At 70.1% G+C, this 24,638-nt stretch carries 23 protein-coding genes; 12 read left to right on the forward strand and 11 right to left on the reverse strand.

Annotation, left to right across the window (positions count from 1 at the left end; genetic code table 11):
- Positions 1-179: 179 nt before the first annotated feature.
- Together ACQP0N_RS15355 and ACQP0N_RS15360 are read right to left on the reverse strand one after the other, a co-directional pair.
- On the reverse strand, positions 180-971 hold the full coding sequence (locus tag ACQP0N_RS15355) for a GntR family transcriptional regulator (protein WP_355052978.1): 792 nt from the start codon (positions 969-971) through the stop codon (positions 180-182).
- A 122-nt stretch (positions 972-1,093) separates the two neighbouring features.
- Complete coding sequence (locus ACQP0N_RS15360; protein ID WP_145782100.1) at positions 1,094-1,963, reverse strand: PAC2 family protein; 870 nt, start codon at positions 1,961-1,963, stop codon at positions 1,094-1,096.
- 262 nt (positions 1,964-2,225) lie between these two features.
- On the opposite strand from ACQP0N_RS15360, the gene metH reads away from it, so the two are divergent.
- Positions 2,226-5,741: a methionine synthase gene (gene metH, locus ACQP0N_RS15365; RefSeq protein WP_433120997.1), complete on the forward strand. Its 3,516-nt coding sequence runs from the start codon at positions 2,226-2,228 to the stop codon at positions 5,739-5,741.
- A gap of 398 nt (positions 5,742-6,139) precedes the next feature.
- Here the strand turns inward: metH and ACQP0N_RS15370 are convergent, their stop codons facing one another.
- Positions 6,140-6,472 (reverse strand): hypothetical protein, encoded by a 333-nt coding sequence (locus tag ACQP0N_RS15370; protein WP_433120999.1) that lies wholly within the window; start codon positions 6,470-6,472, stop codon positions 6,140-6,142.
- A 428-nt stretch (positions 6,473-6,900) separates the two neighbouring features.
- Positions 6,901-7,620, reverse strand: coding sequence for a hypothetical protein (locus tag ACQP0N_RS15375; protein ID WP_433121001.1), 720 nt, complete (start codon positions 7,618-7,620; stop codon positions 6,901-6,903).
- 257 nt (positions 7,621-7,877) lie between these two features.
- Here ACQP0N_RS15375 and ACQP0N_RS15380 point away from each other — a divergent pair, with 257 nt between their 5' ends.
- Entirely contained in the window at positions 7,878-8,306 is a 429-nt protein-coding gene (locus tag ACQP0N_RS15380; protein ID WP_433121003.1) for a hypothetical protein, read from the forward strand.
- Here ACQP0N_RS15380 and ACQP0N_RS15385 read toward each other — a convergent pair.
- Together ACQP0N_RS15385 and ACQP0N_RS15390 are read right to left on the reverse strand one after the other, a co-directional pair.
- Positions 8,303-9,007, reverse strand: coding sequence for a hypothetical protein (locus ACQP0N_RS15385; protein WP_433121005.1), 705 nt, complete (start codon positions 9,005-9,007; stop codon positions 8,303-8,305). The two genes, ACQP0N_RS15380 and ACQP0N_RS15385, sit on opposite strands and share 4 nt — an antisense overlap.
- A gap of 70 nt (positions 9,008-9,077) precedes the next feature.
- On the reverse strand, positions 9,078-9,551 hold the full coding sequence (locus ACQP0N_RS15390; protein WP_433121007.1) for a response regulator transcription factor: 474 nt from the start codon (positions 9,549-9,551) through the stop codon (positions 9,078-9,080).
- A gap of 162 nt (positions 9,552-9,713) precedes the next feature.
- On the opposite strand from ACQP0N_RS15390, the gene ACQP0N_RS15395 reads away from it, so the two are divergent.
- From ACQP0N_RS15395 to ACQP0N_RS15405, 3 genes are all read left to right on the forward strand, one after another.
- Complete coding sequence (locus tag ACQP0N_RS15395) at positions 9,714-10,124, forward strand: hypothetical protein (RefSeq protein WP_433121009.1); 411 nt, start codon at positions 9,714-9,716, stop codon at positions 10,122-10,124.
- On the forward strand, positions 10,121-12,748 hold the full coding sequence (gene fxsT, locus ACQP0N_RS15400; protein WP_433121011.1) for an FxSxx-COOH system tetratricopeptide repeat protein: 2,628 nt from the start codon (positions 10,121-10,123) through the stop codon (positions 12,746-12,748). Before ACQP0N_RS15395 ends, fxsT begins: the two co-directional genes overlap by 4 nt.
- 72 nt (positions 12,749-12,820) lie before the next feature.
- Positions 12,821-13,282 (forward strand): hypothetical protein, encoded by a 462-nt coding sequence (locus ACQP0N_RS15405; protein ID WP_433121013.1) that lies wholly within the window; start codon positions 12,821-12,823, stop codon positions 13,280-13,282.
- Positions 13,283-13,298: 16 nt separating this feature from the next.
- Here ACQP0N_RS15405 and ACQP0N_RS15410 read toward each other — a convergent pair whose 3' ends face one another.
- Complete coding sequence (locus ACQP0N_RS15410; RefSeq protein ID WP_433121015.1) at positions 13,299-13,892, reverse strand: N-acetyltransferase family protein; 594 nt, start codon at positions 13,890-13,892, stop codon at positions 13,299-13,301.
- A 4-nt stretch (positions 13,893-13,896) separates the two neighbouring features.
- Here ACQP0N_RS15410 and ACQP0N_RS15415 point away from each other — a divergent pair, with 4 nt between their 5' ends.
- Positions 13,897-14,370 (forward strand): hypothetical protein, encoded by a 474-nt coding sequence (locus ACQP0N_RS15415; RefSeq protein ID WP_433121016.1) that lies wholly within the window; start codon positions 13,897-13,899, stop codon positions 14,368-14,370.
- Positions 14,371-14,402: 32 nt separating this feature from the next.
- On the opposite strand, the gene ACQP0N_RS15420 is transcribed toward ACQP0N_RS15415, so the two are convergent.
- Positions 14,403-14,972, reverse strand: coding sequence for a TetR/AcrR family transcriptional regulator (locus tag ACQP0N_RS15420; RefSeq protein ID WP_433121017.1), 570 nt, complete (start codon positions 14,970-14,972; stop codon positions 14,403-14,405).
- Positions 14,973-15,103: 131 nt separating this feature from the next.
- Here ACQP0N_RS15420 and ACQP0N_RS15425 point away from each other — a divergent pair, with 131 nt between their 5' ends.
- Positions 15,104-16,018 (forward strand): zinc-binding dehydrogenase, encoded by a 915-nt coding sequence (locus ACQP0N_RS15425; protein WP_433121018.1) that lies wholly within the window; start codon positions 15,104-15,106, stop codon positions 16,016-16,018.
- Between the two features lie 46 nt (positions 16,019-16,064).
- Here ACQP0N_RS15425 and ACQP0N_RS15430 read toward each other — a convergent pair whose 3' ends face one another.
- A complete protein-coding gene (locus ACQP0N_RS15430) occupies positions 16,065-16,784 on the reverse strand; it encodes an SDR family oxidoreductase (RefSeq protein WP_433121019.1) in 720 nt (239 codons plus the stop codon).
- Between the two features lie 129 nt (positions 16,785-16,913).
- Between ACQP0N_RS15430 and ACQP0N_RS15435 the strand changes: the two genes are divergently transcribed.
- Positions 16,914-17,801, forward strand: a complete 888-nt coding sequence (locus ACQP0N_RS15435; RefSeq protein ID WP_433121020.1) for a LysR family transcriptional regulator — start codon at positions 16,914-16,916, stop codon at positions 17,799-17,801.
- Between the two features lie 181 nt (positions 17,802-17,982).
- Entirely contained in the window at positions 17,983-18,423 is a 441-nt protein-coding gene (locus tag ACQP0N_RS15440) for a VOC family protein (RefSeq protein ID WP_433121021.1), read from the forward strand.
- A gap of 81 nt (positions 18,424-18,504) precedes the next feature.
- Here the strand turns inward: ACQP0N_RS15440 and ACQP0N_RS15445 are convergent, their stop codons facing one another.
- The gene (locus ACQP0N_RS15445; RefSeq protein ID WP_433121022.1) at positions 18,505-21,852 is read right to left on the reverse strand and encodes a GH92 family glycosyl hydrolase; all 3,348 of its coding nucleotides are present in this window, start codon (positions 21,850-21,852) and stop codon (positions 18,505-18,507) included.
- 224 nt (positions 21,853-22,076) lie between these two features.
- On the opposite strand from ACQP0N_RS15445, the gene ACQP0N_RS15450 reads away from it, so the two are divergent.
- Positions 22,077-22,517 carry an N-acetyltransferase family protein gene (locus ACQP0N_RS15450; RefSeq protein ID WP_433121023.1) on the forward strand — a complete coding sequence of 147 codons (441 nt, stop codon included), beginning with the start codon at positions 22,077-22,079 and terminating at the stop codon, positions 22,515-22,517.
- Here the strand turns inward: ACQP0N_RS15450 and ACQP0N_RS15455 are convergent.
- Complete coding sequence (locus ACQP0N_RS15455; RefSeq protein ID WP_433121024.1) at positions 22,514-23,422, reverse strand: NAD-dependent epimerase/dehydratase family protein; 909 nt, start codon at positions 23,420-23,422, stop codon at positions 22,514-22,516. The two genes, ACQP0N_RS15450 and ACQP0N_RS15455, sit on opposite strands and share 4 nt — an antisense overlap.
- 104 nt (positions 23,423-23,526) lie before the next feature.
- Between ACQP0N_RS15455 and ACQP0N_RS15460 the strand changes: the two genes are divergently transcribed.
- Together ACQP0N_RS15460 and ACQP0N_RS15465 are read left to right on the forward strand one after the other, a co-directional pair.
- Positions 23,527-23,955 (forward strand): VOC family protein, encoded by a 429-nt coding sequence (locus tag ACQP0N_RS15460; protein WP_433121025.1) that lies wholly within the window; start codon positions 23,527-23,529, stop codon positions 23,953-23,955.
- Positions 23,956-24,024: 69 nt separating this feature from the next.
- Entirely contained in the window at positions 24,025-24,609 is a 585-nt protein-coding gene (locus tag ACQP0N_RS15465; protein ID WP_433121026.1) for a hypothetical protein, read from the forward strand.
- Positions 24,610-24,638 lie beyond the last annotated feature (29 nt).

The raw sequence follows: 24,638 nt of genomic DNA on the forward strand, positions 1-24,638 counted from the left end.
CGCCGTCGATCTTGCACTTTCTGACGTTGCGAAAGGTGCCGATCGGGGCAAAGCGTCGACAGAAAGTGCAAGATCGACGGCGGGACCGGGACCGGGACCGGGACCGGGACCGGGACCGGGACCGGGACCGGGACCGGGGTGGGGTGGGACTGGGACCGGGTGGGGCCGGGCGGGTGGGGTTAGCCGAGGACCAGGCCCGGGTCTGGGTCTGGGTCGGGGGTGGGGGCGGGGATCTGGTACTCCTCGGTAAGGGTGGTCATCGGGCCGGGCCAGGTGGCCTGGGCGACCTCGATGGGCTTGCGGTGACTGTCGTACGCGACGTGCAGCAGGTGCAGCACCGGTGTGTCGGGCCGGATCTGGAGGGTCTCGGCCTCCTCCCGGCTGGGCTGGCGGGCGCTGATCGTGTCGGTGGCGGAGGCGTACCGGCGGCCGGTGGCCTCCTCGGCCTCCTGGTAGAGCGGCCGGCCGAACGCCTCGGCCCGCTCCAGCGATGTGCCGTCGGTGTCGCGGGGAAGGAACCAGGAGGCGCCGACCTCGACGGGAGAGTCGTCGGTGCGTACGAGGTGGCGACGGCAGAGCAGGTTGGTGCCGTCGGAGACGCCGAACGCGTCGGCGACCTCGGCGGGCGCGGGGGAGAGGCCGACGGAGACGAGCTGTTGGCGGTATCGGGCGGCCAGGTCGGTGTGGTAGCCGCGGAACCCGCCGTACCGGCCCCGGGAGAGGCGGTTCAGTCGACGCCGGGTGCCGCGGACGTACGTACCGGAGCCGGGTTTGGTGATCAGGATGCCCTCGACCCGCAGCTGGTCGACGGCGCGTTGGACGGTCTGCTTGGCGACGCCGAACATCTCGGCGATGGCCGGGATGGACGGCAGTCGCTCGCCGGGGCCCCAGTCGCCGCGGCGGACCTGGGCCTTGAGCTGCGCGGCGATCTGCCGGTGGGGAAACTCGGCGGCGCCGGGATTGATCTGCACACCCGCCTCCTTGATCACATCTAGGTTCCTAGGATGCCTTAGAGGGTGTGACGGCGCCACCCCGAACACGCGAAAACGGGCCCTCGGACCAGAAAAGATCCGAGGGCCCGCGACGGACAGTGCTACCAGGAGCCGGCGGTGGGGCCGGCCGAACCGCCTCGACGCCGCAGGTACTTCTCGAACTCCTGGGCGATCTCGTCACCGGTCAACGGGGTGATGCCCTCGTCGCCGACGCGTTCCTCCAGCTCGCGGACGTACTCGCCCAGCTCGGCGTCCTGCTCGGCGGCGCTGCGTACCCGCTGCTCCCACTCGGCGGACTCCTCGGCCAGGTCGGCCATCGGCACCGGCAGGTCGACGACCTCCTCGACCCGGTGCAGCAGGGCGAGGGTGGCCTTCGGGCAGGGCGGGTTGTTGGCGTAGTGCGGCACGTGCACCCAGAACGACACGGCGTCGACCTCGGCGCGGGCGCACGCGTCGTGCAGCACGCCGACGATGCCGGTCGGCCCGTCGTAACGGGTGGGCGTCAGCTGGTAGCGCTCGGCGGCCTGGGCGTCGGAGGCGCTGCCGCTGATGGGCAACGGCCGGGTGTACGGCACGTCGGCCAGCAACGCGCCGAGCAGTACGACCCGCTCCACCTCCAGGCTGTGGCAGATCTCCAGCACCTGTTCGCAGAACGTCCGCCAGCGCATGCTCGGCTCGATGCCCCGGATCAGCACCACGTCGCGGTCGGTGCCCTCGGGGCTGGCCACCATGAACCGGGTCGTCGGCCACTCCACTCGGCGGGTCTCCCCGTCGGCCATGGTGATGGTCGGCCGGCTGACCTGGAAGTCGTAGAAGTCCTCCGGGTCCAGCTCGGCGATCTGTCGGGCGTTCCAGACCTGTTCCAGGTGCTCGACGGCCGCGGTGGACGCGTCGGCGGCGTCGTTCCAGCCCTCGAACGCGGCGATGGCCACGGGGGACCGCAGGACCGGCAGTCCGTCGAACTCGGTCACGCCGTCACCTCACCCTGCTCGTCGCGGCCGGCACCGGGACCGCGCCCGGTTGTCGAACCGTGGTGCACGATGGCGTCCCTGTTCTCCTTCACGTCCGTCAGCCTACGTGCCGAGCAGGGATGCGGCCCGTCGGCCGCGCCGGTCCACCCGCTGTGCCACCGGGCATACGGCGGCGAACCGGACAGGGTGATCCGCCCGACACAATATGGGATCGGGCGTGGACGGGGCTCAGGTTCGCCTGGGGCCGCACTAACCTGAACGGGTGCGGACTTCGTTGCTGGATGTGCTGGCCGATCGGATCCTCATCGCCGACGGGGCGATGGGCACGATGCTGCAGGCCGCCGACCTCACGCTCGACGACTTCGACGGCCTCGAGGGTTGCAACGAGATCCTCAACGTCACCCGTCCCGACGTGGTGCGCGGGGTGCACGACGCGTACCTGGCCGCCGGCGCGGACTGCGTGGAGACCAACACCTTCGGCGCCAACCTGGCCAACCTCGCCGAGTACGACATCCCGCAGCGCATCCGCGAGCTGTCCGAGGCGGGCGCGCGGATCGCCCGGGAGGCCGCCGACGCGGCCAGCACGCCGGAGCGGCCCCGCTTCGTGCTCGGCTCGATCGGCCCGGGCACCAAGCTGCCCACCCTCGGGCACGCCCCTTACGCGACGCTGCGCGACGCGTACCAGGAGAACGCCGCGGGCCTCATCGCCGGCGGCGCGGACGCGTTGATCATCGAGACCTGCCAGGACCTTTTGCAGGTCAAGGCGGCGATCGTCGGGTCGAAGCGGGCGATGGCCGAGCTGGACCAGCAGGTGCCGATCATCTGTCACGTGGCCGTGGAGACCACCGGCACGATGCTGGTGGGCAGCGAGATCGGCGCGGCCCTCGCGGCGATCGAGCCGCTCGGGGTCGACCTGATCGGGTTGAACTGCTCGACCGGCCCGGCCGAGATGAGCGAGCACCTGCGCTACCTGTCGCAGCACTCCCGGATCCCGCTGTCGGTGATGCCGAACGCCGGCCTGCCGGTGTTGACGGCCGACGGGGCGTACTTCCCGCTGACTCCCGTGGAGCTGGCCGAGGCTCTGGAACGGTTCATCACCGAGTACGGGGTGGGGCTCGTCGGTGGCTGCTGCGGCACCACCCCGGAGCACATCCGGGTGCTGGCCGAGCGGCTGCACGGCGTCACCGCGGCCGGGCGCGAGCCCCGCCACGAGGCCGGCGTCTCGTCGGTCTACCACCCGGTGCCGTTCGCGCAGGACGCCTCGGTGCTGATGGTGGGGGAGCGGACCAACGCCAACGGCTCGAAGGCGTTCCGGGAGGCGATGCTCGCCGGTGACTTCCGCGCCTGCGTCGAAATCGCCCGCAGCCAGGCCCGCGACGGCTCGCACCTGCTGGACCTGTGCGTCGACTACGTCGGCCGCGACGGCACGCGGGACATGCGCGAGCTGGCCGGTCGGTTCGCCACCGCGTCGACGCTCCCGATCATGCTGGACTCCACCGAGCCGGCGGTCGTCGAGGCGGGGTTGGAGATGCTCGGCGGCCGGTGCGTGGTCAACTCGGTGAACTTCGAGGACGGCGACGGCCCCGACTCCCGCTACGCGCGGGTGATGCCTGTCGTGCGGGAGCACGGCGCCGCCGTGGTGGCGCTGCTCATCGACGAGGAGGGCCAGGCGCGGACGAAGGAGTGGAAGGTCCGGGTCGCGGCGCGGCTGATTGACGACCTGACCGGCCGGTGGGGCATGGACCGCGCCGACATCCTGATCGACGCGTTGACGTTCCCGATCGCCACCGGTCAGGAGGAGACCCGCCGCGACGGCCTCGAGACGATCGAGGCGATCCGGGAGATCGCCACGCGCTACCCGGGGGTCAACTTCACCCTGGGCATCTCGAACATCTCCTTCGGCCTCAACCCGGCGGCCCGGCAGGTGCTCAACTCGGTGTTCCTGCACGAGTGCGTGCAGGCCGGTCTGACCTCGGCCATCGTGCACGCCAGCAAGATCCTGCCGATGTCGAAGATCCCCGACGAGCAGCGGGAGGTCGCGCTCGACCTGGTCTACGACCGGCGTCGCGAGGGGTACGACCCGGTGCAGCGCTTCCTGGAGCTGTTCGAGGGCGTCGACGTGACCAGCGCGCGGGCCACCCGCGCCCAGGAGTTGGCCGCGCTGCCGCTGGACGAGCGACTCAAGCGCCGCATCATCGACGGTGAGCGCAACGGCCTGGAGGCCGACCTGGACGAGGCGATGGCCGGCGGCCGGTCCCCGTTGTCGATCATCAACGACATTCTGCTGGACGGCATGAAGGTCGTCGGCGAGCTGTTCGGCTCCGGGCAGATGCAGCTGCCGTTCGTGCTCCAGTCCGCCGAGGTGATGAAGACCGCCGTGGCGTACCTGGAACCGCACATGGAGACCACCGAGGACGGCGGCAAGGGCCGCATCGTGCTGGCCACCGTGCGCGGCGACGTGCACGACATCGGCAAGAACCTGGTCGACATCATCCTGTCCAACAACGGCTACGAGGTCGTCAACATCGGCATCAAGCAGCCGATCAGCGCGATCCTCGACGCCGCCGAGCAGCACCGCGCCGACGCGATCGGCATGTCCGGGCTGCTGGTCAAGAGCACGGTCATCATGAAGGAGAACCTGGCCGAGATGGCCACCCGCGGAGTCGCGGAGCGTTGGCCGGTCCTGCTCGGAGGCGCGGCGTTGACCCGCGCGTACGTCGAGGACGACCTGCGGTCGATGTTCCCCGGCCAGGTGCACTACGCGCGGGACGCGTTCGAGGGACTGTCCCTGATGGACAAGGTGATGACCGCCAAGCGAGGCGGCGCCCCGGTGATCGACCCGGAGCGGGAGGCCGCCCTCGCGGCCCGGCGCGCCCGCCGGGAACGGCAGCGCACCATGGTCACCGATTCATTGCCGGAGCTGCACGACTCCTCGGTCCGCTCCGACGTGGCCGTCGACGTGGAGGTACCCACCCCGCCGTTCTTCGGCACGCGCGTCGTCAAGGGCGTTCCGATGGCCGACTACGCGGCGCTGCTCGACGAGCGGGCCACGTTCCGTGGGCAGTGGGGGCTCAACGGCGCCCGCGGCGGCGACGGGCCCTCCTACGACGAGTTGGTCGAGACCGAAGGCCGCCCCCGTCTGCGGTACTGGCTGGACCGGTTGATCGCCGACCAGGTCCTCGAGGCAGCCGTGGTGTACGGCTACTTCCCGGCGTACTCCGAAGGAAATGACCTGGTGGTGCTCGACGAGAACGGGCACGCGGAGCGCGCCCGGTTCTCGTTCCCCCGCCAGCGGCAGGAGCGACGGCTCTGCCTCGCGGACTTCTTCCGGCCCAAGGGCGACCAGCTCGATGTGGTCGCGCTGCAACTGGTCACGGTCGGGCAACCCGTCAGCGAGTACGCGGCGAAGCTGTTCGCCCGCAACGAGTACCGCGACTACCTGGAGGTACACGGGCTGTCCGTGCAGCTCACCGAGGCGCTCGCCGAGTACTGGCACCGGCGCGTGCGCGCCGAGCTGACCCTGCCCGACGGGCGTCCGCTGGGCCACGACGACCCGCAGGACCTGGCGGGCATTCTGCGCAACGACTACCGGGGCTGCCGGTACGCGTTCGGCTACCCGGCCTGCCCCGATCTGGAGGACCGGGCGAAGATCGTCGACCTGTTGGGCGCCGAGCGGATCGGCGTCGAGCTGTCGGAGGAGTTCCAGCTCATGCCCGAGCAGGCCACCGACGCCATTGTGGTCCACCACCCGGAGGCCAGCTACTTCAACGCCAAGTAGCGGGCGCAAGTGCCCTGACCTGCGCCTGAGATTGCCGGGAAGGCCGCTGAACCATGATCATGCCGTCTCCGGGCCGTCAACGGCATCCGGGCCGTCCGCAGCTGATTGGTCCTCACCGAAGGCTGCATCGATGGCTCGGCGCGTACGGGGCGCTCCGGCTCCAGGATGGCCGGGCTGCGCTGGCGGGTCACGGTCCGTGGGTGGTTGCGGTAGGCCATCCCACCGCCGACGACCCGGGCCGAGCCGAGCAGACGACCGCCGGGGCCGCCAGCGTCCGTCCGTGCGTCAAGACCGTCTTGACGTGGCGGCCCCGACGGCGGCCCGCTCCCACAAGGGCGGGTCGACGGCGGCGGGATGGCGAGGCTCGTGCGGTGCTCGCGCCTGTCGGGCGAGGCCGCTTACTGCGACTCAGCCCAGGCGTCGACGGCTGCGGCGAACTGTGCGGCCGCAAGCCTCACGATGACGACGTCGCCCGATGATCGTCCGCTCTTGGAGACCTCAAGCCCAAGCAAGGCGAGATCACCAGCGCGAAGCCGGGAACGAACCTGCTCGCAGGTTTCCTCAGCCCTCGGTCCCTCCTCGTCTCGCTCCCAAGCAGCGACGGCAGCTGAGGCGAGGCTCTTGGGGATCGTGCACTCCACGTAGGGGACCACGGAAACCAGATGAGCCCCGATCTTGCCCAGGACCTCGACGTCCCGCCGGTATCGGTCGTACTCCGGTGGCTCAGCCATACCGGCACAGTACCCAGGGTCTAGGCCCCCGCTCGTCTTGGACCGCCTGGTCCAGGTCGTGATGGGTCCGGGTGCCGGGTACGTGGGTGACTAGCTGGGTGACGACGGGGTGGGCGACGCCGGACGCCCATGGACGGTGGTGGACTGTTCCGGCAGCTCAGCACAGATGCTCGCCCAGCTCAAGCGACCCTGATCGTTCTTTCGGGACGAAGCGGTCACGTCTCACGTAGCCGATCGCCGCTCGTGAGAACGCCGGCCGTGGGCCACACTTGAGACGTGCGGAGGTCTCTGGGCAACGGCTGGTGGATAATGAGCCGCGATCATGCCTTCTCCACGCCGTCGACGGCGTGCGGAACTCACCCGAGTGTGGGATCCATACCAAGCCTCTCGATACGGATGTCACGAGGTCCGGGCGAGTTGCGCCGGACTCATCGTCCATCACGTCGCCGGATGGCCGCGAGGTTCGTCCCGTCGGTGGTCTTGGCAATGAGTTCCTTGAACCGGACCGGGTCGGCTTCGGCGATAGCCCGGGCCTGGGCCACCCTGCGGTGCAGGTTCGACGGGTAGAAGGACTCGTCCAGAATGAAGCCTCGGGCCAGCCATTCACGCGTGGTGTCGTGGTCGCACTCGACGAAGGCGGTGAGGCAGGCTGCGCGATACCACGCGCGCAGGTCGGCAACCTCATCATCTTGGGTTTGGCTGACCGTCGTGGGCTGTCTGCTGTGCAGCGCCTCAGTCGACCCGTACACGAGCACGGCCTGCGACCAATACCAGGCGCGGACTGCGCAGACGCGTTGCAGTAGCGGTCCAGAGGTGACGACCGAGATCAGGTACTCCTGAACCCTGCGACGACCCACAGCCGTCAACATCGGCTCGATGAGTTGGCGGTTGGCGGCCACATCTTCGTCGCAGACCACAGCGGCCAGGACTCGGTCGGCCAGGGTGGCCGCCAGGTTAGGACGTTCTCGAAGAACGCAGGCAAGCTGCCAGCGCTTGCCATTTCTCCGGTGGTAGCGACGGAACGACTCGTCACTCGCGAACCTCGGCGGTAGTTCGGGCTCGACCCAGTCTGAGTTCAGCTCAGCCAGGAGGTCATCAAGCTGCCGCTCGAACTCGCCAGCAAGGTCGCCGTCTACCCATGCGTCCATGCCGACATCATCTCCGCCGAGCCACTCCGTCATCGACTAGCCGAACGGATCTTGTAAGGACGTGGTGGAACGCGAGTGTCATGCATGCCCCTGACGGGACAGGCCGGGCTGCAGGTGATGTCGAGTCTCAGGACGGGGGGCACGGTCTTGGGTGGGACGCCGTCGATGAGCAGGTGGATGACGGTGGTGTCGGCTCACCCCCGGCGTCGACGGCATCGACGGTCGTATTCGGCCGGCGGTCGTAGGAGGATGGGGGCGTGCCTGAAGCCTTCGTCTTCGAGCCGCCGTGCGCGGTGTGTGGGCGACCGGCGACCCACGTGGAACTCGTCCCACCGGATGGCAAGCCGGTCGCTTGGCAGCGCTGGTCACCGGCGCAGCGCGACGCCTACACCGCCGCGCGAGAGCGCCACACCGGCCAGCAGTGGTGGCTGCTGTACTCCGGAATCGCGGCGGGTAACGGGCTCGGCCGACCGGCGGACCCGGCAGAGGCACAGCGCATCGTCGACGCCTTCACCCAGCCGTACCGGTACGCCGCCGTCACGACGGCCGGCTTCTACGACGACGCGGGATTCTGTGCGCAGTGCGACGTCCCGTACTGCTCCCACCACTGGAACGTGTCCAGCACCGGCTACGGACGATGCCCCCGGGGGCACGGCAAGAGCCTCGACCCGCACTGGTCGCCCTAACGAGCTTTGATGCGCCGGGCCGTGGCGGCGACGGGGTTGTCCTTGACCTCCCGTAGTCGGGAGAAGAAGGCGGAGAGCAGGAGGACCGCGAAGATCACCAGGTTGAGGATCCACCGCGGGTCGTCGACGTGCAGCGCTGCGGCGAACTGCTCCTTCTCCGCCGGGGTCAGTGCCGCTGTGGACCGCTCCGCCGCGGCGAAGTCCAGACGGTCGGGGGCGAACACCAGATAGGTCCAGATCCGGTGGACGAAGTACAGCGCGGCCGCCGTGACGAAGAGGACTCGGCGAGTGCCGGGACGCCACCCGAGGATCAGCAGACCCGGAAGGATGATGAGTTCGGTGGGGACGTTCGCCGCGATCGCGATGGGGATGCTCGGCAGGAACATCGTCACCATCGTCTCGCCGGTGATCGAGGAGCTGTCCAGTGCGGTGCCCAGCATCAGCAGACCGACGGCGCCTCCGAACGCGAACAGTGCCATGGTGACGCAGCCCAGCGCGACGAGGCTGTCCTCCACCCGGGCGCTCCGCGTCGGTCCACGGCTGGCCCAGCGCGCGGCCAGCCCGACGATGACCGCCCAGGCGGCACCGATCAGCAGCGCCACCGGCAGCGGCAGGAACTCCATCAGGGACAGGCCCTGCACCACGATGGTGAAGACCGCGACGAGAACGAATGGCACGACCTGATCAACACGTTGCTTCATGCCCCGGACGCTAGGAAGCGCCGCTGGTTACGGCATCTGCCGAACGGCGTACCGGCGGCCTAAACCGGGTTTAGTCGAGCAACCCGGCCTCGCGGGCGTGCGCCACGGCCTGCAGACGGCTCGCCGCGTCGAGCTTGCGGAAGATGTGGTTGAGGTGCGCCTTCACCGTGCCGGGCGCGACAAAGAGTGCCTTGGCGATCTCCGCGTTCGTGCGACCGGCCGCCAGGTGGCGCAGCACCTCCACCTCGCGCGCGCTGAGCGTCTCGGCGGGCTTGCGTCGCACGGCGACGGTCGGCGACCCCGGGGCGGCGGCGGGTGGAGGCGGGTCCGCCGGCGCCGTGCCGGCCACCGACGTGCTCGCGGGAATCCAGCGGACGGCCAGCACCGCGATCGACATGACGAACGCGCCGAAGAGCGGAATGACCCACCACTGTCGCCTGTCGTGCTCCGCCATGGCGAACGACAGCCCGACGACGACCATCGCCCAGACGAAGCAGCCGACGAGCACGGCGGTGATGAGAAGGTGCCTGCGGGTAACGCGCATCGACATCTCCTCGAAGGTCAGGCAGCGCACCGAGCCTAACGTGGCACGTCCCGCCGCTGGTGGCCGCCGCGGCGGTCGTGGTCGTGGTCGTGCCGTGACGGTACGTGCATCGGTGTGGTACTGATCGAGGTCGCTGGTTGCTGGCTCGGAGGGCGAGGGCTGATGGATCCGGATGTGACTTCGCTGGCTGGTGCGGTGGTGCCGTACGTGGCGGCGGCTGCCGGAGCGTACGGGGCGGGTGTGGTGGCGCGCGTGCAGGAGGTGGCCGCGGACGCGACGGTCGGTCTGGGTGGACGGCTGCTGCGCCGGTTGCTAGGACGGGAGGAGTCGGCGCCACTGGTGGAGGCGGCGGTGCTGGATGTGGCCGAGGACCCGGCCGATGAGGATCGGTTGGCGGCGTTGCGGTGGCAGATCCGTAAGGCGGTTACTGCCGATGCGCGGTTGGCCGCCGAGTTGTCGCAGATGCTGGCGTCGGCGGGGGTGACGATCACGGCATCGGGTGAACGGTCTGTCGCCGGCCAGACGATCAGCGGGGTGGTGATCACCGGGGACGGTGGCCAGGTGACTCGATGAGCGACCGGGATGCCCCCGGCCCGGGGGAGTCCGGTGAGGTGAGCGCCGAGGGCCGTCGGTCGATCGCGGCGCGGGAGATCAGCGGGCTCGCCATCACCGGGGACGACGCGAAGGTCGACGCGCGGCGCATTGAGCTGCATCGGGCGTCGACGGCGCCCGACACGGGGAAGCGGTTGCACAACCTGCCCAAGCCGGCGACGCGGCTGTTCGTTGGCCGTCAGGACGAGTTGGCGGCATTGGAGGCGGTGATGTCCGCCGGTAGCGGGGTGATCTGCCAGGCGGTGCACGGCCTGGGTGGGGTGGGTAAGACCGAGTTGGCGTTGCAATACGCCCACCAGCGGCGTGATCGGTACCCGATGCGGTGGTGGGTGACCGCTGACAGCCCGGCGTCGATCGAGAACGGCTTGGCCGCATTGACGGCCCGCATGAACCCGGAATTGATGCTGACGGCGACAGCCGCGGAGGCCGCGAGGTGGGCTGTCGGTTGGTTGCAGAACCAGTCGGGCTGGCTGCTCGTGCTGGACAACGTGGAGCAGCGCTCGGATGTCGAACCTCTGTTGGCGCAGCTCGACACCGGGCACTTGTTGATCACGACGCGGCGTGATGTGAACTGGGAGACGCTTGTCGACGGGTGTCTACGTCTCGACATGCTGGATCGTGAGTCCGCAGTGCGGCTTCTGCTGGAGCCGGGGGAGCAGCGGGATGTGTTGGCGGCGGCGGTGTTGGCCGACGAGTTGGGGTACCTGCCGTTGGCGTTGCAGCAGGCGGCGGGCTACCTGAGGCAGACCCGCCTGCCGGTGTCGGCCTACCTGGATCGGCTACGGGAGCAGCCGTCCGAGGTTTTGAACACCATCGCCGAGGGGGACCAGGCGGAGCGGGCGGTGGCCCAGGTGTGGCTCCTCACCCTCGACCAGCTACGCGAGGTCCGGCCGGCGGCGATCGACCTGCTGCGGATTCTGTCGTGCTACGCGCCCGATGACGTCCCACGTTCGATCTTGGCTGGTTATGCCGAGCAGGCCGGTGCTGTCGACCAGGCGTTGGCGGCGTTGGCGTCGTACAACCTGGTCATACTCACGCAGACGACGGTCAGCATGCACCGACTCCTGCAGACGGTGGTCCGCAGCCAGACGCACACGCAGGCCGAGGCTGACGACCACGACGAGCGCAGCGATCCGCCCGAATCCTTCTGGTACGGGATCGTCGACCAAGCCTTGGCGCTGCTCGACGAAGCCCTCCCACCGGGCAATCTACAAGAAGACGTGGACATCTGGCCCCAGTGGAGACTGTTCACCCCCCACGTCGAAGCGCTCGCCCAACACATTTCCCAGGACACCGCAGATCTGACCTTCGCAAACCTGCTGGGACAGCTTGGTTCCTATCACTACACGCAGGGCAGGTACCACCAGGCCCTACAGGCCGATAAGCGGGCGTTGGAGATCAGTGAGGCGGCGTTATCTGCGGGGCATCCCACTATCGCGACTCGGTTGGACAACCTGGCGCGCACTTTGGGGGAGTTGGGGCGAGCGGGTGAGGCGTTGCCGTTGCGGCGGCGGGCGTTGGAGATCAGTGAGGCGGCGTTGCTGGCCGGGCATCCCACTATCGCGATTCGGTTGAACAACCTGGCGCATACGTTGGGGGAGTTGGGGCGAGCGGGTGAGGCGTTGCCGTTGCGGCGGCGGGCGTTGGAGATCAGTGAGGCGGCGTTGCCGGCGGGGCATCCCACTATCGCGACTCGGTTGAACAACCTGGCGCATACGTTGGGGGAGTTGGGGCGACCGGGTGAGGCGTTGCCGTTGCAGCGGCGGGCGTTGGAGATCAGTGAGGCGGCGTTGCCGGCGGGGCACCCCGACATCGCGACTCGATTAGACAACCTGGCGTACACGTTGGGGGAGCTGGGGCAACCGGGTGAGGCGCTGGCGTTGCAGCGGCGGGCGTTGGAGATCAGTGAGGCGGCGTTGCCGGCGGGGCACCCCGACATCGCGACTCGATTAGACAACCTGGCGTACACGTTGGGGGATCTAGGGCAGGCAGGTGAGGCGTTGCCGTTGCAGCGGCGGGCGTTGGAGATCAGTGAGGCGGCGTTGCCGGCGGGGCATCCCACTATCGCGCTGCGGATGGACAACCTGGCGTACACGTTGGGCGCTCTGGGGCGAGCGGGTGAGGCGTTGGCGTTGCAGCGGCGGGCGTTGGAGATCAGTGAGGCGGCGTTGCCGGCGGGGCACCCCGACATCGCGACTCGATTAGACAACCTGGCGTACACGTTGGGGGAGCTGGGGCAACCGGGTGAGGCGTTGCCGTTGCAGCGGCGGGCGTTGGAGATCAGTGAGGCGGCGTTGCCAACGGGGCACCCCGACATCGCGACCCGTTTGAACAACCTGGCGCATACGTTGGGCGCTCTGGGGCGAGCGGGTGAGGCGTTGCCGTTGCAGCGGCGGGCGTTGGAGATCAGTGAGGCGGCGTTGCCAGCGGGGCACCCCGACACCGCGATCCGGTTGCACAACCTGGCGTACACGTTGCGCGCTCTGGGGCTGGTGGAGGAGGCGCTGCCGTTGCAGAGGCGGGCGGCCGAGATCAACGCGGAGATTCAGCGTAGGAGATCCAGTGCGGACGACGTCGCTGGATGACGATCACGTCGCACTCTGATCGAGTATTGCCGCCGTCGAGGGATTGCGCTCGGTGCCGCTAGAGTTCGCGCCGTGAATCTCGTGATCGATGAGAGCAGCCGTCAGGTACGCGAGTTCGTGTGCCAGTGCTGCGACACGCAGGCGGATCGGACCTGGGCCAACATCTACGAGGGCGACACCGCCTTCGCTGTCTACTTCGCAAGCTGCTATCACCACGACGGGGTTCACGAGGCTTGGATCGATGCCATCTTGGGGACCTGGGGCCAGGATCGCGTCGACGACCACATCACGTTCGGCTGCCGGGTCGGTCCGGTGGTCGGCTCCCCGGCCCCTGCCGCGACGCTCGTCAACGGTGGCGAGGTTGCCGGTGACAATCCGGTCTTCGGGCGCAAGCTCAGCCGGGAAGAAGGGCTGGATCACCCGAGGATCGCTGAGTTCTGGCAGGTCGTCGACGTGATCCTGGAACGGGACGACCTCGTGCGTCGCCACGTGTACGGGTCGGTCGCGCCGGACGGTGCGCGGCCCGGGCAGTAGACCGCGACATCGACGGTCAGGGGTTCGCGCTGACCGACGGGTCGGCGTCGGCCGAGGGGCGGCCGGTGTGGGCCACCATGGTGTCAGCGTCGTCGAACGACTCGACCGTGTGGAAGCCTTCGCTCGCGTAGAGCTTCGCGGCGAAGTTGGCCCGCTCCACGCTCAACGACACCGCCCGTAGGCCGCGCTCGGCTCCGACGGACAGAACCGCGCGTACGAGCGCCCGGCCCACGCCGCGATTGCGCCAGGAGTCCACCACGCCGAGGGTCAGCTCGGGCACGTCGTCACTCACGTACCCGTAGCCCGGGTCGGCGGCCGTCAGGTGTCGGCACCAGGCCGCGCCGATCGGCCGATCAGCCGGGTCCACGGCGACGACTCCGAAGTCTTCCGGTCGCATCCAGCCGGCGACGTAGTGGGCCAGCTCGGGCTTTGTCAGGATCTCCTCACGTGACCAGTTGCGCTCGGGCAGCCAGTTGACGGCCTGCACGAGCATGTCGACCAGGAAACCGTGGTCAGCCGGCGTGGCGGTACGGATGTTGAACGTCGTCACCGCCGCAGCCTGCCACGAGGGGCCGAGGCAGCGCACCGTCGACACCCGGGCTACCGTCACGGGCATGATCGTGCGTACGCGCTGGATGATGCCCCACCCGCCCGAGGCGTTGTGGCCGGCGCTGTGCGACTCCCGGTTGGAGTTGCAGCCCCGGTGTCCGGTCTTCTATCTGGGTACGCCCCGGCCGACGACGTGCCGCCTGCCCGAGGGCCCGGGTGAGGTGGGCGCCGCTCGGCAGTGCGTGTCGGAGCAGGGTGTGGTGCGGCAACGCATCACGACGTGGGAGCCGCCGAGCCGCTTGGCCTTCCACATGGAGTCGACCGACCTGGGCTTCCACCGCTTCGTCGACCAGCTCGGTGACGTGTTCGAGTTGACCGGGACGGAGCGCGGCACGCAGGTGACCCGGACGACGACGGTGACGGTTCGCGGGTTCGGTCGGGCGGCCCTCTATCCGGCCCTGTGGGTCGGGTTGAAGTCGGTGCACCGCTTCGTGTTCCGCAACTGGCAGAAGATGCGGTTGTCGTCGGCGACGGTGTGAGGAGTAGCACGAGGCGCGGCGAACGACTCGCCTCAGGCGCGGAACGCTCTGATGGCGAGCGCGGCGAAGCGTCGGGACGCGGCGACCCGGGTGTCGGTCGAGGTCGCGTGCAGGCCGCCGTTGGCCATCAGGACGAGGATGAGGTCGTCCAGGACGAAGTCGGACCGCAGATGGCCGGTGGTCTCGGCTCGGCGGGCCAGTTCGGCGAGTGCGGCCAGGGCCGCTTCGCGTTTCGCGGCGAGATCCACGGCACGCGGGAAGGCTGCGGTGAACGCCGAGGTGTAACCCCGGTCGCGGGCGTGTAGCTCGCAGAGCTTCTCGATCACCAGGCACAGGCCATGCCACGGGTCGGGGTCGGCGAGCCCTTCGTCGACGATGACCTGGCAGGCGTCCATCTGCTCGGCGAACGCCTCGGTGGCCAGTGCCTCCTTGGTGGGGAAGCGCCGGTAGAGGGTGGCGGGGCCCACCCCGGCCCTGCGGGCTATCTCGCGCATCGGCACGTCCATGCCGTCGGTGGCGAACATCGTCCGGGCGGCTTCGAGGATCCGCTGGCGGTTGTCCCGCGCGTCCGACCGCAGGTTTCGAGTCAACTGCTCGGTCACGCTCTCATTTTAGCTAAACGGACGCCGGCGTCCACTACCGTTTGCGCTGACCACAGGGCGGTCCGGCTCGAGAAGAGGCACCCGTGAAGGCAGTCATGATCAGTAAGTTCGGCGATCCTCGGGGCTTGTCGGTGACCGACATCCCTGACCCGGTTCCGGCTCGGGGGCAGGTGATGATCAACGTCGAGGCGGTCGGTGTCGCGGGCGCCGACGTCATGATCCGAAGCGGTGCCCTCGCCGCGTACGGCTTCCAGGAGGGTCACCTCCTCGGCGGCGAGGTGGCGGGGACGGTGGCCGCGGTCGGCGAAGGTGTCGACGCGGCGTGGATCGGGCAGCGCGTGTGGGCGTTCACCGGCACCGGCGGCGGCTACGCCGAGCGCGCCGTCGCCCCGATCTCGGAGGTGCTGCCCGTCCCCGCCGGCCTCTCCGTCGTCGACGCCGTGACGCTCGGCAGCTCCGGGGTCGTGGCCCACTTCGGTCTCGCCCAGGCGCACTTCGCCGAAGGCGAGACCGTTCTGGTGCGCGGTGCCGCCGGCAGCATCGGGATCATGACGGTGCAACTGGCGGCCCGCCGTGGCGCCAGCGCCGTCGCGGTCACCACCTCGTCACCCGAGCGTGGTCGTCGGCTGCGTGGCCTTGGCGCCACCCACGTGCTCGACCGTGCCGGAGCAGGAGGGTCGGACGCTCCTCGCGGCTATGACGTGATCATCGACGTTGTCGCGGGCGACCGCATGCCCTCGTTCTTCGACCGGCTCAATCCCAACGGGCGCCTCGTGCTCGTCGGCGCGGTCGGGGGTCAGCCGCCGGCAGACTTCGGCGCGACGCTGATGGCCTCCTTTCAGAAGTCCCTGTCCTTCGCCACGTTCAGCGCCGCGACGGTACCGGAACCCGCTCGCCAGGCCGTGCGGCGAGACCAGCTCGCCGCGGCGGCCCGTGGCGAGCTGGTCTCCGTGGTGCACGAGGTGCTGCCTCTGAAGCAGGCGGTGGTCGCCCACCAGAGGATGGACGCCGGCCAGGTCTTCGGGCGGATCGTCCTCACTCCGTAGCGGGGACGGGCGGCGACGAACGGCGCAGGGCAGCGGCGCACGGGTCTCAGGCGAGCAGGGTGCCGCCGTCCACGGTGACCAGTGTGCCGGTGGCGTACGTCGACCGCAGGAGGTAGACGTACGCTTCGGCGACCTCCTCGGGCTCGCCCACGCGGCCGAGCGGCAGTGACGTGCTGAGATGGTCGTACATCTGCTCTCGGGTGTCCTCGGACAGCGAGTCCCACAGCGGTGAGCGGATGACGCCGGCGGAGACGGCGTTGACCCGGATCGGTGCCAGTTCGACGGCGAGCGAGCGGACCAGCGCGTCGATCGCTCCGGTGATGCCGGCGACCACCGACCAGCCCGCCTTCGGCCGGTGATTGGCGGTGCCGGTGGTGAGGGTGATCGACCCGCCGGGCCGCAGGTGCGGGAGCGCCGCGTGGACCGCCGCCAGCGCACCGAAGTAGCGCAGGTTGAAGGCGGTGCGGGCGGCGGCGAGGTCGAGGGCGTCGACGGACATCAGCGCGAGCGGTTCGCCGGCGGTGTAGACGAGGTGGTCGAACGGGCCGAGCCCCTGGAACAGGCGCGTCACGTCGGCCGGGTCGGCGAGGTCGGCGACGTACCCCTGGGTGCCGGCCGGCAGGGCGGCGAGGGCGCGGTCCACGCGGTGCCGGTTGCGCGAGGCGACCACGACCTGGGCGCCCTCCTGGGCGGCCCGGGCGGCGGTCGCGAGCCCGATTCCCGAGGTGCCGCCGAGGACGACGACGCGCTGGTCGGTGAGGGTCATGATGGTCCTTCCGGATCGTGTTCGGCTGACGCTCACCACGGTGCGTCGGCGCTGACCCTCACGTCCAAGACCTCTTTGAGCTGCTGTGATACCCGACGGGTATGGTGGGTGCTGGACGGGAGGGGTCGGATGGACGTCGATCTGCGTAAGCTCCGCTACTTCGTGGCCGTCGCCGAGGAGCTGCACTTCGGCCGGGCTGCCGCGCGGCTGCACATCGCCCAGCCGGTCCTGTCGCGGCAGATCCGGGCGTTCGAGCGCGAACTCCGCGCCGAGCTGTTCGTGCGGGATCGCCGCTCCACCGTGCTGACCGAGGCCGGTCGTCAACTGTTGGCCGACGCCGGTCCGCTTCTGGCCTCGGCCGAGGCCCTGGGTCGGCGGGTGCAGCGGGCGGCGCACGGCCGGCCGACGTTCACCATCGCGTTCATGCCGGGCATCATCGTCACGGCCGAGGCCCGTGCCATCGCGCAGATGCACCCCGACCTGGCCGTCGGTGTCGTCCGCACCTCCCGAGACGACCAGGCCGAGGTTCTCCGCGAGGGGCGCGCCGACGTCGGCTACGTGCGGCTCCCGGTCGACCAGCGGGGCCTGTGCCTCCGCCCCCTCTTCACCGAACCCCGTGTCGTGGTCCTGGCCGCCGGACATCGTCTGGCGGGCAAGGAGTCGGTCGACCTCGCCGAGCTGGCCGAGGAGCGCCTGCTTCAGGACCCGGACGCGGTGCCGGAGTGGCGGGACCTGCCGAATCGTCCGATGGACCCGGAGCCCCGCCCCCGGCCGGTGCTGACCTCCGTCGAGGAGAAGCTGGAGCACGTCGCCGCGGAGGCCGGGGTGGTGATCCTGCCGGTGTCGATCGCGAGGTTCTACACCAGGCCGGACGTCGTCCACGTGCCCGTCGGCGACCTCGCTGACAACCAGGTGTGCCTGGCCTGGGCCGAGAACAACCGGTCACCGCTGGTGCGGGAGTTCGTCGACATCGCCGCGCGGCAGGCCGGCGACGTCGATCCCGGCGACCGCACGTAGGGCCTGTTTCATAAGAACTGGTCGGCCTGCGGCGGGCCCGGACGACGACCGGCGGCGTTGCGGTGGTGTCCGGATACAACACCGGTATCCGGACACCACCGCGCCTTGCCGGATCGCCGCCCGGACTCCGCCTCGGCTCGACCGCCCTTATGAAACAGGCCCTAGAGCAGGAGGAAGCAGCATGGCGATCCGGCGGATGGACAACGTCCTCATCGTGGTCGAGGACCTCGACGCGGTCATCGCGTTCTTCGTCGAACTCGGCCTGGAGGTGGAGGGCCGGGGACCGGTCGAGGGGCGCTGGGTGGAGCGGGTCATCGGCATCGACGACGTGCGGCAGGAGGTCGCCATGCTGCGGACCCCGGACGGTCACGGCAAGGTCGAGCTGGCGATGTTCCACGCGCCCAAGGCCGTTCGCCACGAGCCGGAGGACGCGCCGGCGAACACCCTCGGCATTCGCCGGATCATGTTCGCCGTGGACGACGTCGAGGACACGATCGCCCGGCTGCGCCGCCACGGGGCGGAACTGGTCGGGGAGGTGCAGCGGTACGAGGACATCTTCCTGCTCTGCTACGTCCGCGGCCCCGAGGGCATCGTCGTCGGGTTGGCCGAGGAGCTGGGCTGAGCGCTGGCGTTGAGGCCAGCCCCCCGACTACCCGGAAGGGCCTGCTCCGCCGCGCGGCGGAGCAGGCCCCTCTGCCGTGCGTCAGGCCGTCGCCACCCCGAAGAGGTGAAGGACGCCGCCCTCGGCGGTGGTGGGCAGCGTCAGGCTCGCGAGCCGCTTGCCCGGCAGCAGGTCGATCGGGGCGGTCGCGAAGACGTACGTCGCCACCGGCTCGACCCCCGACCCCATCTTGTCGCGGTAGGTGGTGTGCACCGCCGTCACGTTGCCGAACGACGGCTGGTCGCCGCCGCCACCCAGCGTCCAGTCGCTGAAGCCGACCGTCGCCTGCTGCGTCGTGCCGTCGGTGTACGTCAGCGTCACCGTGCCGGTGGTGGCACCGAACGCGGCGCTGCCCAGCAGGCTCAGCTTCGTGTCACTCTCGGCGGCCTGGACGCTGAGCACCTGACCGCCGCCGCCGACCAGGATGTTGTCCGGGTCGCCGGGGGCCACGTTCGGCCAGGTGAAGTCGAACCCGTTGGCAGACACGGTGGATCCCGGCCGCACCCCGGCGGCCGCGAGCGCCGTGGCGGAGTAGCTCCAGCCTCCGGTGTCGAAGTTGGCCTGCGGATTGGTGTCGTCGGCCGAGATGCCGTTGTTGTTGAGGTTCCACAACACGCTGTCCCGCACGGCCACCGTCACGGGGATGGTGACGGTGGGCAGTGCCGTACCGGAGGTGGTGCTGGCGGTCACCGTCACGGCGTAGGCGCCGGGCTTGAGGTCGGCCGGCGCGGAGACGGTGAGCTCCTTGCTGCCCAACCCGTCGCCGGTCAGCCTGAACTCGCCCTGCGCGGGCGTGACGGTCAGGCCGGCGGGCGCGTTGACCTTCCAGCGCGCGGTGGTGGGAGCCTCGGTCAATGCCTGGATCTTGTACGTCGTCGCCGAGGTGCTACCCGGCTCCACCTTGAGCGTCTGCGGGCTCGCGCCCGTCAGGTACGGCCGCCGGCCGTCGCCGTACGAGGGTGGGGCGTCGGCGGGGGAGCTGCCCCACGTGGTGTTCGGCTTGTCGCCGAGTACGAAGGCGACGGTGCCGCCCTTGTTGACGAGGGTGTCGGGGACCCAGCTCCGGGTCGACGTCCTACCGTTTACCTTGACCGACTGGATGTACGTGTTCTGGGCCGACGCGGCCGGGGCGTCGACGGTGATCCGGCGGCCGGGTCCGGCGTCGATGACCGCGCGCCGGAAGAGCGGCGCGGTGAGCACCAGGTCAGCCCGGCTCGGGTTCTGCGGGTACATGCCCAGCGCGGAGAAGACGTACCACGACGACATGGTGCCGGCGTCGTCGTTGCCCGGGATGCCGCCGGGGGTGTTGCCCCAGAGCTGGTCCATCACCGCGCGGACCGTCTGCTGGGTCTTGTAGGGCGCGCCGAAGTAGTTGTAGAGGTAGGGCGCGTTCATGTCCGGTTCGTTCGTGGGGTCGTACCGGGTGAGGTCGCGGGCCGAGAAGTCGAAGGCGCCGTCCGGCGTACGGAAGAAGGCGTCGAGGCGCTGCTCAGCCACCTTGTTGCCGCCCATGGCGCGGGCCAGGCCGGCGACGTCGGAGTAGACCATCCAGGTGTAGCGGGCACTGCTGCCCTCGACGAACCCGCTCTCGGTCGCGGGCTGGAAGGCGCGCTCCGCCCAGGTGCCGTCGGCCTTGCGGGAGCGCGGGTAGCCGCCCTGCGCGGTGGCGGTCAGGTCGAAGACGTTGCTCCAGGTGCCCGACCGCTTGCGGAAGACCCGCTCGTTCGCCTGGTCGCCGACCTGCCCGGCGAGCTCGGCGAGCGCGGAGTCGGCGACCGCGTCCTCCATCGTCTCGGCCGCGCCGCCCCAGCAGGAGCAGCCGTCGGCGGGGACGTAGCCCAACTCCAGGTACTTGTCGAGGGCGGGACGCTGACCGACGCACGCCACGTTGCAACCGGCGCTGTCGGAGTCGTTGGCGTTCGGCACCGTCGCCGCGGTGATCAGCGACCGGAGGGCGCCCTTGACGTCGAAGTCCCGCCCGCCGAAGGCGTGGATGCCGGCGACCGCCGGGGCCGACGGGTCGCCGGACATGACGCTCGTCTTGCCGTGCTGGAGCAGCCAGCGGTCCCACTCGCCGCCCCGCTGGGTGGCGTAGTTGAACAACGACTGCGCATAGTCGCTGCCCGCCTTCGGGTTGACCAGCGTCATCAGCTGCACCTGGGCGCGGTACTGGTCCCAACCGGAGAAGGTGCCGTACTGCGCGTCCTGGCCCTTGGTGAGGCGGTGCGGCTTGCCGTCGGCGCCGAGGTACCGGCCGTCGACGTCACTGGTCAGGGTCGGTTCGAGCATGGAGTGGTACAGCGCCGTGTAGAAGGTGCTGAGCTGGTCGTTGGTGCCGCCGCCGACCTTGATCTTGCTCAGCTCGCGCTGCCAGGCCGCCGTGGCCTCCGACCGGACCGCGTCGAAGCTCTTCTGCCGCGGGTTCTCCGCCCGCAGGTTGGCCTCGGCGTTGTCCAGGCTGACGTACGAGATCGCGACCTTCACGCCGACGGTCGTGGTGCCCTGGGCGAAGGTGACGTACGCGCCGGACCCCTTGCCCGGCACGGGGTTGCCCGCGTCGAGGCCGGTGCCGCCGGCGGCCGTCGTGGCGTCCGGCGTCCGGGTGCCGTCCTGCCACGTGCCGACCTTGGCGAAGGGCTGGTCGAAGTGGGCGGTGAAGTGCAGCGTGTACAGGGACTTGCGGTTGTTCTCGCTGTGCGGGCCGCAGAAGTTGCCGGCGGTGACCGAGCCGGTGACGGTTCGGGCCGCGGCGTCCACCCGTACGGTGGCGTCGGTGCTGCCGGTCTCCGAGTTGGAGGTGCGGAACAGCATGCTGGCGGGTTGGTCGGCCGGGAAGCCGAACCGGCCCGAGCCGGTGCGTGCAGTGGTGGTCAGCTCCGCCGACGCGCCACTGTCGAGGCCCACCCGGTAGTACCCGGCCCGCGCGGTCTCGTTCTGGTGGGAGAAGCTGCTCGCGTACGTCGCGTCCGAGGTGTCGACGGACGGCGAGGAGGTGACGTCACCCACGATCGGCATGATCGGGATGTCGCCCGCACCGCCGTTGCAGCCGACCCCGTTGAGGTGGGTGAGGCTGAAGCCGCGGATCCGGGTCGCGCCGTACTCGTAGCCACCGGGCGCGGGGGTGGAGGTCTGCTTCCCGGTGCTGGTCTGCGGGCTCCAGGCCAGCATCCCGAAGGGACGGACCGCTCCGGGGTAGGTGTTGCCGAGGTTGGTGGACCCGATCAGCGGGTTGACGTACCCGGCGGGGTCGGTGACCAGGCGGACAGGCGCGGCGGCCGCGGCGGGTGTGCCCGCGGAGACCGCCGCCAGCGCCGCCACGGTCACGGCGGTGGCGGCGGCGAGGGTTCGGCGTTTGGCGGTGTACGCCAGGCGCGCCGGTGTGTCTGACACAGTGTTGGCCCTTCGGTTGGCACCGTCTGCACGAAGCTCGGCGGGGCGACCCGTCACACGTTCGCGCTCCACATCGGAGCCGAACACGGGTGTGACAACGTTGTCTAATCGGCGATGATGCTTCCCTTCCCACCCAGGGCTGTCAAGATCCTGATCGCGATCGGTCAGGCAGGGGACGTGCCGCGCGAACGGCGACCGGCACCGGCGTTCGTTACGCTGCCGGCATGTTCCGTGCGGCCCGGCCCGACGACTTCGCGCAGATCATCCGCCTCTACCGACAGCTGAACCCGGACGATCCGGTGTTGGACGACGGCACCGACCGGGCGGCCTTCGCGCAGATTCTCCGCTCACCAGGCCTGCGGCTGTTCGTCCTGGAACTGGACGGGATCGTCGTCGCCACCACGTACCTCAACGTGATTCCCAATCTGAGCCGGTCGGCGTCGCCGTATGCGGTGATCGAGAACGTCGTCGTCGAGGAATCGCGGCGGGGTACCGGTCTGGGCCGGCAGATCATGGCCGGCACGCTCCAGGCCGCCTGGGACGCGGGCTGCTACAAGGCGATGCTGATGACGGGGTCGCGGAGCCCGGCGACGCACGCCTTCTATCGTGCCTGCGGGTTCTTGACCGACGTCAAGACGGCGTACCTCGCGCGTCCACCCCGCTAACCGGGGAAGGTCTCGCGCAGCGCGGCGTCCAGCGAACGGCCGGTCGTCGGCTCGATGAACAGTTCGGCGAGCAGGAGGTCGGCGAGGAAAGTCGGGTTGATTCCGGACTCCTTGCGACCGAGCGCCTGCGCCGCGCCGCCCAGTCGCAGCGCCGTCCGCGCCGCGCCGGCCGGCAGCCGGCCGACCCGGCGGCGTCGGCCGACCGCGTCGGCGATGCGCGCGAGCATGTCGTGCCAGGTGAGGTTCTCGTCGGCGACCGGGATGTCCGCGCCGCTGGCGCTCTCGAGGGCGTCGGCCGCGACCTCGGCCACGCTGCGCGCCGAGGCCGCGGCGCTTCCGCCCGTCGGCGCCAGCAGAGGGGTACGAGAGCGCGCCCACCGGTCCAGCGGACCGGCCCAGTTCGGCAGCCGGTCACCGGCCCGACCGAAGACGAAGGGCAGTTCGAGTACGGCGACCGGCAGCCCCGGGCCGGCGGCGGCCCGCCCCTGGAGGGCCTGCTCCAGCCGGCAGCGGATGTACGTGTGCCGCTCACCGAGCCGCCACTGCGGATGGAGCCGGTCGAAGTACGTGTAGTACGAGCCCATGACCACCCCACGGGTGAGGCCCTCGTCGCGGGCGGCGGTGAACAGGCGTACCACCGGGTCGACGTTCTCGCGCCGGAACTGCGGGTAGATCGGCTTCGGCAACGGCCGCTGCTCGTCGGTCCGGGTGGCGTACACGACGCCGTCGTGACTGGCGAGCAACGGCCGCAGCTCGTCGATCGAGACGGACCCCACATCGAGCAGGTGGTCGACCCCCGGCTGGGCGGAACGCGCCACCGAGGTCGTGTCGTGGCCGCGCTCGCGCAGCACCTCCACGACGTGCGCGCCGATCAGGCCACTGCCACCCACCACGAGAATTCGCACGCTGAATCGTCCACTGTCCAACGGGGTACGTGTCAAGTACGGTGCCGCCTGCGGATGCGACGCCAGCGTGGGCCGACCAGAATGGCGTCCGGAGGTGATCGTGGATGGTCGACCAGGAGAGCGTTCCCCGGCTGACATCGGTGGTGCTCGACGGCACCGACGCGCGGCAGTTGGCGGAGTTCTACCGGCAGCTCATGGGCTTCGTCTACCGGCCCGGCGACGAGCCACCGACGGACGGCCGACCCGACGAGCGCGGTCGTGACTGGCTGGTGCTCAGGTCACCGGACGGTGGCCCGCAGATCGCGTTCCAGCAGGTCGACGACCTGCCCGAGACGACGTGGCCGAAGAACGACGTGCCACAACAGCTACACCTCGACCTGACCGTGGAATCCGTCGACGAACTGCTGGTCCAGCACGAGCGCGTGCTGCGCCTCGGCGGCCGGCTGCGCTACGACCGGATCGAGGACCCCGAGGAGCCGTTGCGCGTGTACGCCGACCCGGCCGGCCACCCGTTCTGCATCATGGTGGGATAGAGGCGTCCGTATCCGTGCGTGACCGACGCGTGACCGTGGCGGGCGCGATCGTTGAGAACGGGGTCGAGGATGCCGGAACCGCGCGCCTTCTGGCTGGACGAGCAGTTCGACCGTGAGCACGGTGTCGACGGCCACGGCCGGTACGAGGCCGAGGTGCTCCGTCGGATCGGTGACTTCGCCGAGACCTGGGGGGACTTCGCGCCGGTCGCGTTCGCCGCGACGGCCTGGCGGGTGGCCAGCGAGCTGTCGCCCGGCTTCGTCCGGTGGCACCGGCGGATCATCTCGGCGACCTGCGAACGCAGCCCGTGGGACGGCAGCATGGTCTGCGCGGTCACCGTGGCCTCCCGCTGGCCCGCCGAGCTGACCTGGAGCAAGCAGTGGCAACGCGACCGCGGGTGGGAGAACTGGCCACAGATGTTCGGGCAGTTCACCACCCCCACCGAGCAGGACCGGACGCGCCGTCCGCACCTGCGTGCGCTGCTCCAGGTGGAGGCGCCGCTGCCGCTCGACGGCCTGCCGCCGACACCCGACGGCCCGGACGACGATGTCCCCGCCGCGGCGCGTCGGGCGGTCGCGGTGCTGGCCCGGGAACTCAACGACCTGCTGGCGCCGGTGATCGGGCAACTGGACAGCGGGGTCCCCGCCGACTCGTGACGGCGGGGACCCCTCTTCGACGCGGCGCG

Origin of the sequence: Micromonospora sp. CA-246542, assembly GCF_050942905.1 — a bacterium.
In the GTDB taxonomy this organism is placed as follows: Bacteria; Actinomycetota; Actinomycetes; order Mycobacteriales; family Micromonosporaceae; genus Micromonospora.

Coding starts and splice junctions, on each gene's coding strand:
- ACQP0N_RS15370 (WP_433120999.1), bottom strand. CDS start 6,472: ATGGCTGAGCCACCGGAGTACGACCGATACCGGCGGGACGTCGAGGTC.
- ACQP0N_RS15375 (WP_433121001.1), bottom strand. CDS start 7,620: ATGGACGCATGGGTAGACGGCGACCTTGCTGGCGAGTTCGAGCGGCAG.
- ACQP0N_RS15385 (WP_433121005.1), bottom strand. CDS start 9,007: ATGAAGCAACGTGTTGATCAGGTCGTGCCATTCGTTCTCGTCGCGGTC.
- ACQP0N_RS15390 (WP_433121007.1), bottom strand. CDS start 9,551: ATGCGCGTTACCCGCAGGCACCTTCTCATCACCGCCGTGCTCGTCGGC.
- ACQP0N_RS15395 (WP_433121009.1), top strand. CDS start 9,714: ATGGATCCGGATGTGACTTCGCTGGCTGGTGCGGTGGTGCCGTACGTG.
- fxsT (WP_433121011.1), top strand. CDS start 10,121: ATGAGCGACCGGGATGCCCCCGGCCCGGGGGAGTCCGGTGAGGTGAGC.
- ACQP0N_RS15415 (WP_433121016.1), top strand. CDS start 13,897: ATGATCGTGCGTACGCGCTGGATGATGCCCCACCCGCCCGAGGCGTTG.
- ACQP0N_RS15430 (WP_433121019.1), bottom strand. CDS start 16,784: ATGACCCTCACCGACCAGCGCGTCGTCGTCCTCGGCGGCACCTCGGGA.
- ACQP0N_RS15435 (WP_433121020.1), top strand. CDS start 16,914: ATGGACGTCGATCTGCGTAAGCTCCGCTACTTCGTGGCCGTCGCCGAG.
- ACQP0N_RS15440 (WP_433121021.1), top strand. CDS start 17,983: ATGGCGATCCGGCGGATGGACAACGTCCTCATCGTGGTCGAGGACCTC.
- ACQP0N_RS15450 (WP_433121023.1), top strand. CDS start 22,077: ATGTTCCGTGCGGCCCGGCCCGACGACTTCGCGCAGATCATCCGCCTC.
- ACQP0N_RS15460 (WP_433121025.1), top strand. CDS start 23,527: ATGGTCGACCAGGAGAGCGTTCCCCGGCTGACATCGGTGGTGCTCGAC.
- ACQP0N_RS15465 (WP_433121026.1), top strand. CDS start 24,025: ATGCCGGAACCGCGCGCCTTCTGGCTGGACGAGCAGTTCGACCGTGAG.